Annotated in this window: 6 protein-coding genes; 4 read left to right on the top strand and 2 right to left on the bottom strand. The window is 64.9% G+C overall.

The features are described 5' to 3' along the window. The first annotated feature begins 322 nt into the window (after positions 1 to 322). Positions 323 to 3,478 carry a DUF3427 domain-containing protein gene (locus ACI38Z_RS08005; protein ID WP_439789669.1) on the top strand — a complete coding sequence of 1,052 codons (3,156 nt, stop codon included), beginning with the start codon at positions 323 to 325 and terminating at the stop codon, positions 3,476 to 3,478. 56 nt (positions 3,479 to 3,534) lie between these two features. Here the strand turns inward: ACI38Z_RS08005 and ACI38Z_RS08000 are convergent, their stop codons facing one another. Then, positions 3,535 to 4,587: an HNH endonuclease gene (locus tag ACI38Z_RS08000; RefSeq protein ID WP_439789668.1), complete on the bottom strand. Its 1,053-nt coding sequence runs from the start codon at positions 4,585 to 4,587 to the stop codon at positions 3,535 to 3,537. A gap of 128 nt (positions 4,588 to 4,715) precedes the next feature. Between ACI38Z_RS08000 and ACI38Z_RS07995 the strand changes: the two genes are divergently transcribed. Both ACI38Z_RS07995 and ACI38Z_RS07990 read left to right on the top strand, forming a co-directional pair. Further along, positions 4,716 to 6,491, top strand: a complete 1,776-nt coding sequence (locus ACI38Z_RS07995) for an AAA family ATPase (RefSeq protein WP_439789667.1) — start codon at positions 4,716 to 4,718, stop codon at positions 6,489 to 6,491. A 113-nt stretch (positions 6,492 to 6,604) separates the two neighbouring features. Continuing rightward, positions 6,605 to 7,489, top strand: coding sequence for a LysR family transcriptional regulator (locus tag ACI38Z_RS07990; RefSeq protein ID WP_439789666.1), 885 nt, complete (start codon positions 6,605 to 6,607; stop codon positions 7,487 to 7,489). Positions 7,490 to 7,630: 141 nt separating this feature from the next. Here the strand turns inward: ACI38Z_RS07990 and ACI38Z_RS07985 are convergent, their stop codons facing one another. Beyond that, on the bottom strand, positions 7,631 to 7,942 hold the full coding sequence (locus ACI38Z_RS07985; RefSeq protein ID WP_439789665.1) for a twin-arginine translocase TatA/TatE family subunit: 312 nt from the start codon (positions 7,940 to 7,942) through the stop codon (positions 7,631 to 7,633). Between the two features lie 447 nt (positions 7,943 to 8,389). Here ACI38Z_RS07985 and ACI38Z_RS07980 point away from each other — a divergent pair. Further along, a partial coding sequence (locus tag ACI38Z_RS07980) for a cobalamin-dependent protein (RefSeq protein ID WP_439789664.1) occupies positions 8,390 to 8,867 on the top strand: 478 nt, incomplete at its 3' end.

The raw sequence follows: 8,867 nt of genomic DNA, 5'->3' as shown, positions 1-8,867 counted from the left end.
ACGTGCTGGCGTCCGACCCCGAGCCGTCCTTCCCACCGCCTGTCTTGCACCCCGTTGCGGCAACGGCTGACCCAGCGGCAAGCACCAGCGCCAGCAGCACGGCCATCCCGCGCCTACGCGCCACGACTTTGCGTTGCCTTTCCGCCAACGGTGCCTCCCCAGGGTGCCCGATCTTCTCCTTTCAATTATCTATCAGCTCCGCGCGGGCGAGAAGGACTACCTGGGTTGCCGTGGCCCGGCCGTTCCCGGCTTCGCGTTTGCGCTCCGGAGGCCCAAGCGCGATCCTGGTGCAGATAGTTGAAAGAAACCCGGAAGGACGAGCATGCTGGAACCAGGTCTGTACGAGCAAACCGTCAGCAAGGGGCTGAGGAAGCAGCTCGAATCCGCGTCGGACGTGCTCAAGTCCGAAACCCTGAGCATCGAAGCGGAAGAGGCCCCAAAGATCCTGGCAGAATACGTTGCCTCCGTCGCCAAGGATGCGCTCGAGCGGCAGGGTGAACGTAGCAACGACTCGCTTCAGAGTCAGGTGTCCCTTGTCAACAAGATGATCGGCGCCCTGGACTCCTCCGAGGACGACCTGGTGGATGACCCGACAGATGACCTTGTGGACGAGTCCCACTCCCAGCTGCTCTCGCTCGTGCCAAAGGTTGGGACGCTCCGTGGTGTGGCCAAGGCGGGCCTACCTCGGCCCGAGACCCCCATGGCGCAGAGCTCGCTCTTCACGGGTGAACGGCGCGAGCCCTCCATGGCGTCGGAGCTCAAGAAGGAGATCGCCTCCGCGGACCGCATCGACATGCTCGTCTCGTTCATCAAGTGGTCTGGCCTGCGCATCATCCTGCCCGAGCTGGAGGACTTCGCGAACAGGGGCGGCGTGCTCCGCGTCATCACGACCTCATATATAGGTGCGACGGACGTGAAGGCGATAGACGCGCTGAGCAAGCTGCCAAACACGCAGGTTAGGGTCTCGTACGACACCAAGGGAACGCGGCTGCACGCCAAGGCCTACGTCTTCCATCGCAAGACGGGGTTCACGACCGCCTACGTGGGCTCGTCCAACCTGTCGAACCCCGCGATGACCAGCGGGCTCGAGTGGAACGTCAAGGTCGCCCAGCGCGAGCTGCCCGACACGATGGACAAGATCCACGCGACCTTTGATACGTATTGGGAGTCGAACGACTTCGAGCAGTACGACGAAAGCCAGCACGACCGCTTTGTGGAGGCGGTCAAGCGCGAGCGGGGCGAGAAGAACTCGAGCGACCTCGTGTACTTCTTCGACCTGCGGCCGTATCCCTTCCAACGTGAGATCCTCGACAAGCTCCGTGCGGAGCGCGAGGTGGGCCAACACTGGTGTAACCTCGTCGTCGCGGCGACGGGCACGGGCAAGACGGTCATCTCCGCCTTCGACTACAAAGACTTCTGCACCCGCTACCGGGATGGAAGGCGCGCCCGCATGCTCTTCGTGGCGCATCGCGAGGAGATCCTCAAGCAGGCGCTCGCCACCTACCGGAGCGTCCTGCGCGATGCGAACTTTGGCGATCTTCTTGTTGGCACGTATGCGCCGGAGTCCCTCGACCACCTCTTCGCGTCCATCCAGTCCGTCAACTCGCACGGGCTCACAGACACCCTGCCTCCCGACTACTACGACTACATCGTGGTGGACGAGTTCCATCACGCTCCCGCACCGTCCTACCAGCGGCTTCTCACGCACTTCTCGCCCAAGGTCCTCCTGGGGCTTACGGGCACGCCAGAGCGTATGGACGGCAAGAGTGTGCTCCCATGGTTCGACAACAGGGTCGCCGCGGAGATTCGGCTGCCCGAGGCCATCGACCGCAAGCTGCTCTGCCCCTTCCAGTACTTTGGCGTGACGGACGAGGTCGACCTGAGCCGGCTTAGGTGGTCGCGCGGCGGCTACGAGACGTCGCAGCTCGAGGACGTCTATGTCTTCCAGGAGCACCAGGCCAGGCAGCGTGCGGAGGCGATCATCCGCGCGGTCGACAGGTACGTGACAGACATCGCGGACGTGAAGGGCATCGGTTTCTGCGTCTCGGTCAGGCACGCGGAGTTCATGGCGCAGCAGTTCAACATACACGGCATCAAGTCCGTCTCCGTCACGGGCCAGACGCCCGAGGCCCAGCGCGACGCAGCCAAGCGACAGCTTGCCACGGGCGAGGTCAAGTTCGTCTTCACGGTGGACGTCTACAACGAGGGCGTCGACATCCCCGAGGTCAACACGGTGCTGTTCCTGCGCCCGACGGACTCGCTCACGATCTTCCTGCAGCAGCTCGGCCGCGGCCTCCGCCTCTCGGAGGGCAAGGACTGCCTGACCGTGCTCGACTTCATCGGCCAGCAGAACAAGCGCTACGACTTCGAGTCCAAGCTCTCCGCGCTGCTCTCCAACACGCATCGGGCCACCGCGCGCGAGGTCAAAGCGGGCTTCCCCTCCGTCCCCAAGGGCTGCTACATCCACCTCGAGAAGGTCGCCGCCAGCTATGTGCTCGAGAACATCCGCCAGTCCTATGGTGCCAAGTCCGGCCTGCTCATGCGCATCGGCACGTTTACCGAGGACACGGGCCTCGAGCTCACGCTGACCAACTTCCTCACGGCGACCGGCCTCGACCCCAAGGTCATCTTCGCGAGGTACAGCTTCTCGCGCCTGTGCGTCGACGCGGGCGAGAAGGACGACTTCCACGACCCGGACGAGGAACTCCTGACTAAGGCCCTCGCGCGTATCTGCTCCATAGACTCGCGACGCTGGATCAGGTTCCTGCTTGACGCGCTGCCTCACATCGTCGCAGGAAGTACGGATTTTGATGCAAATCAGTTGCGGTGGCTGCGCATGCTCCAGGTGACGCTGCAACCCAAGGCGACCGAGACGGAGTTGCGCGACAACACGATTGCAGCCCTCCGTAAGCTGATGGGAAGCAACCCGACCATGTTCGCGGAGATCCGCGAGCTGCTGCAGTACAACCTGGATCACATCGACTTTGTGGACGATACCGTCGACCCTGGCTTCGACTGCCCGCTCGACCTGCACTGCCAGTACACGCGCGACCAGATATTCGTGGGACTCGACTACCTGAACCCCGGTGTCGTGCGCCAGGGTGTCAGGTGGCTGCCCGACAAGAAGTGCGACGTGCTCATTAACACGCTCAACAAGTCTGAGAAGGACTACTCGCCCTCGACCATGTACGAGGACTATTCCATCAGCGAGAGCCTCTTCCACTGGCAGAGCCAGAGCACCACGAGCGACGCGAGCCAGACGGGTCAGCGCTACATACATCACAGGGAGAAGGGAACGAAGGTCCTTCTCTTCGTGAGGGAGTTCAAGACGGATATGGCTGGAACGGCACCCTTCACCTTCCTGGGGCTGGTCGACTACGTGTCGCACGAGGGCTCGAGGCCGATGAACATCATCTGGCACCTCGAGAGGCCCATGCCCGCGAAGTTCCTGCGCAAGTCGAACAGGCTGGCAAGCTAGGGATTCGGCAGGGGAGGCACGCTCTTCTCGCCCAAGGCCACACGTCGCGCGGTCGGTTACGACGCCTTGCGCTGTGCCGACTGGAAGAGCTCGAAGCGCATGTAGAGAAGGTCGTCGTCTGGCGCGTCGGCTCCCGTCGGGAGGCTTATGGGCCGATCTGCGAGGCTGCGATACGAGGAGTCCATGAGCCGATCGGAGAGGCGAAGGATGTGCGTCTCTGGCTCGATGGAGAGCAGATTGGCGTCGTAGAGGATGTGGATGTCCGCACGCAGGAGCATGCCATTGTTGACGATCTGGCTGTTTGCGCCGCGGTACGGATCGATGTGCGCCGCCTGCAGCGCCTCCGGGACGTTCGCGTGCGTGACTGGACAGGTTCCCTGGTAGGCACCTATGAGCGCGTTGCGGAAGTCGCCCTGGCGCTTGCGCGCGATGGTTGTTAGGTAGCGCTTGACGCGATCGTCCTTGTTGGCGGATATCTGGCGCTTGAGGCGCTCGAGCTCCTCCTCCTGCTCCGGGGTGAGCTCCGAGGGCTTGATCAGGTAGAACTCGTGCGAGGCGTCGGTCTGCGCGTTGACTGGGCCATGGACGACGAAGGAATCGGTCTCGGCGTTGTATTGCTCCACGAACGCGAGGCCGAGGACCGTGTAGCCCGAGTCCGCCTGGTTCTTGACCATGACGCCGACCGGCACGCCGTCCTCGAGGTTATTCATGAGGTTCTGGGTCGACTGGTCGGTCAGGCGCTTGCCGGGAGTCGTCCGGTGTGCCTTATAGTCGAGGATCCACGTGCCGTCCGGGCGAGGAACGACGTCCTTGTCGGCGTAGTACCTCTGTCCCTCGGAGTGAATGGAGAGCGCGTACTTTCGCTTGTCTGCGCCTCGCGAGGGGAGCCCGGCGTAGTTGGGCGAGTGGATGCCGCGCTGGGAGGCAAGCTTGATCGGGAGGTTGGCGGCCATTGGTTCGTCGCCACGTGGCAGACGGGGGATCTGCCGACCCTCGTACTCGACGAAGCGCTGGTAGGCGAGGACGAACTCCGGAGGCACGAGAGTCTTGGCGCGCTTGAGCGAGAGCGCGTTGACGTCGCAGTCGTATATGAGAGGCTCGTCCAACATGCAATCAAGGTACACCATCGGGGCAGAGGGGGCACGTCCTTCTCGCCCGGACGGGATGGTTGGTGGCGCCGGAGCGGGGCATAATCGTGTGTGGGTGGCGCGATTGCGCCAAGCTGGGAGGCCTTGGTATGTCGGACGTGCGAGCGAGTGGTTTCGGGACGGACGCGGGCGGTTCCGTGGAGGCGATCGAGCGCATGCTAGCGCGGCCGCGCGACGAGGTCGTGCGCGAGTGCAAGCGCTACGTGGTGGGCCAGGACTCTGTGCTCGAGGAGGTCGTGGGGCTGACGTACTCGTGCCTGCAGCGCATGGAGATGCGCGCCCGCGGCGTGGACGACCTGGACCTTCCGCGTGCCTGCGCGTTCATGCTGAGCGGCAGCACGGCGAGCGGCAAGAGCTTCATCATGAAGGTAGTTGCAAAGGTGATGGGGCTGGAGCTCGTGAGCATCGACTGCAGCGGCATCACTGGTGCCGGTTGGGTTGGCGACTCCGTGAGCAGCGAGCTGCGTCGCGTGGCCGGCGTGATGGGTCGCGGCGACGGCCGGCCCGTGCTGGCGTTTTGGGACGAGGCCGACAAGCTGGTCCGCAAGACGCGCGAGGGCGGCCGGAGCTTTGACAGCCAGGGTAACTTCCTGAAGCTTCTGGACGGCGGGAGCCTGGAGCTTGCGCCCGAGGCGCAGGGCCAGCACGAGGTGACGCTCGACGCGGGCCGCGTGCTGAACGTGTTTGCGGGTGCCTTCATGGGGATAGAGGACATTGTGCGCAAGCGCCTGCTTTCGGGCGGGCTTGCGGTTGCCGGGGATGGCAGCAAGGTGGCGCCGGGGCTCTTGACCCCCGACGAGCTGCGCTCACGCATGAACCTGCAGGACCTGGTGAGCTGGGGCTTCATGCCCGAGTTTGTGGGGCGCTTTGGCGCCGTGGTGTGCGTGCCCTCGCTCTCTTGCGAGAGCCTGCGGCGGATCGTGAAGGGCTCCGAACGCAGCCTGGAGCGTCGCGTGAGCAACCTCCTGGGTGCGGGGCGCGACTTTAGGATCACGGACGATGCCGCCGAGAAGATCGCGCACGAGGCCCACGCGAGCGGTCTGGGCGCGCGCCGCATCGACCAGATAGCCAATCACTTTGAGGCCGAGGCCACGGTGCGCCTGCACGCGGACCCCGACGTGAACCGCGCGACCCTGGGCGTGGGCGACGACGGGAAGCTCTGCCTTGCGTTTGACTTTGACGACGACGTGGCCGGGGAGGTTCCCGTGGAGGTGGCCGCCTCGGACGACGGCGAGGCGGAGCCTGCCGGTGCGGACGGCCTGCCCGAGGAGGCGAGCCGCTTTGAGCCCAACGAGCGGCTGATTTCCGCAGTTGACGGGGCCGTTGCCGGCGCGCGCTGGGACGAGGCCGCCGCGACGCCCGAGGGCCGCGAGCTGCTGGCGAGGCGTCTGGCGCACTACCGGCGCTGGCGCGTGCGCGACGCCCGGAGCGTGACGGGCGCGGAGCTGCTGCTCGAGGCCGTGATCGGCTACCTTGCCGTGAACCGCGACCCGGACATGAGGCAGACGTTGGGCAACGTGTGCGCGCTGCTGCGCTTTGCCGGCATTCACATGCGCGACGGGTGGACGTACCTGGACACGTTCTTCTTTGGGCGCGTGGAGGTGTGCGGGCTGCGCGGCCTGGAGGAGCGCGCGTGCTCTGACCCCGCGTACTGCAGCTGCGACGCCGTGCGCGCGCTGAGCTGCTACCGCCGCTACCTGGAGCTTCCGCAGGAGGTTCGGGCGGAGGCGGCCAAGCTGGCGGAGGCTCGCGCCGAGGACGCGGCCGGCTCCGAGCGCGAGGCGGCGTGGCTGCGCGCGGACATCAACGCCGTGGCGGACGCCGTGGACAAGGAGGGCTTTGGCGGGGCGCCGCTGATCTTTTAGCCCTGGGTAAGCATGCGGTTGCCTGATGTGAAAAGTGGCTGGTACGGGGGCACGTTCTTCTCGCCCAGAGTGTATGATGGGGCACAATGCGGCCCCGGAGCTGGGAGGCGTCCGTGAACCTGAGGCAACTGGAGTACTTTGTGGCCGTGGCAGAGGAGCACAAGATCACCGCCGCGGCGAAGCGCCTGCACATCACGCAGCCGCCGCTCTCGCACGAGATCGCCTCGCTCGAGGGCGAGCTGGGCGTGAGGCTGTTTGTGCGTCGGCCGCGCGGCGTGGACCTGACGGACGCGGGGCGCGTGCTGTACTCCCGCGCGACGACGATCCTGGGGCTGTGCAGCTCGACCGCGCGCGAGGTCTCCGACGTGGGGCTGGGGCGCGAGGGGACGCTCTCCGTGGGGATCATCAGCTCGTCCGGCGGGCAGGTGCCCAACGAGCAGATGCTTCCGCTGGTGGACGACTACCCCAAGCTGAGCCTGGACCTTCGCGAGGGCAACACGTACGAGGTGCTGGAGATGCTGCGCCGCCGCGTGGTGGAGTTGGGCGTGGTGCGCACGCCGTTTGCCGACGACGGCCTGACCTGCCACTACGCCGAACCCGAGCCGATGGCGGCCATCATTCCGCCCAACATGGCGTGCGGGGACCGCGACGGCGTGGTGAGCCTGGACGAGCTGGCTGGCAAGCCGCTGGTGATCTACCGGCGCTTTGAGAAGCTGCTGCGGAGCCTGTTTGACGGCAGGGGGCTGCACGAGTTTGTGGCCTGCGTGAACGACGACGCGCGCACGACGTGCGTGTGGTCGGCCAAGGGGTTTGGCATCGGGCTGGTGCCGGAGTCCTTCCTGTCCTTGGTGAACCTGGGATCCGCCACCGTGAAGCGCGTGGAGGAGGACGCCCTGACGACCCGCATGGCCGTGGTGTGGCCGGAGGACAGGGAGCTCTCCCCGCTGGCGCGCCGGTTTGTGGACATGTTCGACGCGGCGTACGCGACGGGGGAGTGAGGCGCGGGGCCGCGGGAGCGGTGACAGCGGGCTTGCGGCCGCGAATCGATATACAGAGACGCCCGCCCGGACGAGGTGATGTCCGGGCGGGCGCTTGTTTGGAGGGCAGGTTGGTGCCTCGCACTGCGGGGCTGGGGCCGGTTAGGCCTCGAGCTTCGTGCCGCAGTGGGAGCAGAACTCGGCGTCGGCCGCGAGCGTGACGCCGCAGTTGGGGCAGGTCTTGGCGTCGGCATCGGAATCGGCATCGGAGGACGTGGCGGCCGCATTCTGGGTCGCGGTTGCCTGCGACGTGGCACCGTCCTTCTCGCCCGGGACCTCCTCCATGCCCTCGCGCACGTTCTTGACCGTCTGGCCGAGGGCAGTGCCCAGCTTGGGAAGGTTCTTGGGCCCGAACAGCACGACGCAGACTAGGACGATGAGGATGAGTTCGGGCGCGCCCATTCCGAGAATCATGTGATGCCTCCTGTGATTGGCGTTTCTTCTGCAGAAAAATGTAAGCGCTTCCGCACGATATGAAAAATACAAGTTAGGTGACGTTCCCATATGCAGGATGTATGGGACGCGAACTATGGGATGCGGACCGCCATAACGCCGTGGCCGAGCGGGGCTGCGGGGTGGCCTGGCGGGTGGAACCTGGGTTGCGGTGTCTGGCGCCTCGCGTTTATCCAATGGTTGAAACGCATCAATATATGAATAGCAAACAGGTTGGACGGTATGTGTCCAAGTTGTTTGAATACGGACTAAATTATTAAAAATGACCAGTTAGATATGGACGTTAGCTTTGTCTTGCCGCTTGTAAGAAATGGTTGCCATTGGCCGCGTTCGAGCGTTGAAATTGCAATTTTTGGGAAGTTCTACTTGCAGGTGTCACATCACGGTTATGAGGCAGGGGGAATTCCCATGTTCGTCACGTTCATCACTCCCGCGTCCTGGTTACGCAGGCTTCCGGCCTATCGGTGGGGCGCGCACGTGTACGGCACGCCCGATTCCATCACCGGGCCGCTGATCCTGGCAGGTATGGCAAAGCGCGCGGGCAATCACGTGGAGGCATACGAGGAGCTGAACGGCGACTTCGACATGGACCGGCTGCTGCGGGAGACCGACGTCCTGTCCCTGTACACCATGACGTCGAACGCGCCGCGCGCCTACGAGCTGGCCGACCTGTTCCACGAGAAGGGCCACGCCCGCGTGCTGATAGGCGGCATGCACGCGACGGCCATGCCCGAGGAGGCGGCCAAGCACGCCGACCAGGTGCTCGTGGGTGAGGGAGAGGGCACGTTCATGGACGTGCTCGAGGGCCGCATCACGGACAGGATCGTGCACTGCAAGCCCGTGTGCGACCTGGACTCGCTGCCGTGGCCCGACTACTCGGTGCTGA

The sequence above is a fragment of the Parafannyhessea sp. genome (assembly GCF_051876455.1).
Classification (GTDB): Bacteria; Actinomycetota; Coriobacteriia; order Coriobacteriales; family Atopobiaceae; genus Parafannyhessea.
Note: the sequence above shows the minus strand (reverse complement) of the source record. Positions and strands in the feature narration are given on the sequence as shown.

Coding starts and splice junctions, on each gene's coding strand:
- ACI38Z_RS07995 (WP_439789667.1), top strand. CDS start 4,716: ATGTCGGACGTGCGAGCGAGTGGTTTCGGGACGGACGCGGGCGGTTCC.
- ACI38Z_RS08000 (WP_439789668.1), bottom strand. CDS start 4,587: ATGTTGGACGAGCCTCTCATATACGACTGCGACGTCAACGCGCTCTCG.
- ACI38Z_RS08005 (WP_439789669.1), top strand. CDS start 323: ATGCTGGAACCAGGTCTGTACGAGCAAACCGTCAGCAAGGGGCTGAGG.
- ACI38Z_RS07985 (WP_439789665.1), bottom strand. CDS start 7,942: ATGATTCTCGGAATGGGCGCGCCCGAACTCATCCTCATCGTCCTAGTC.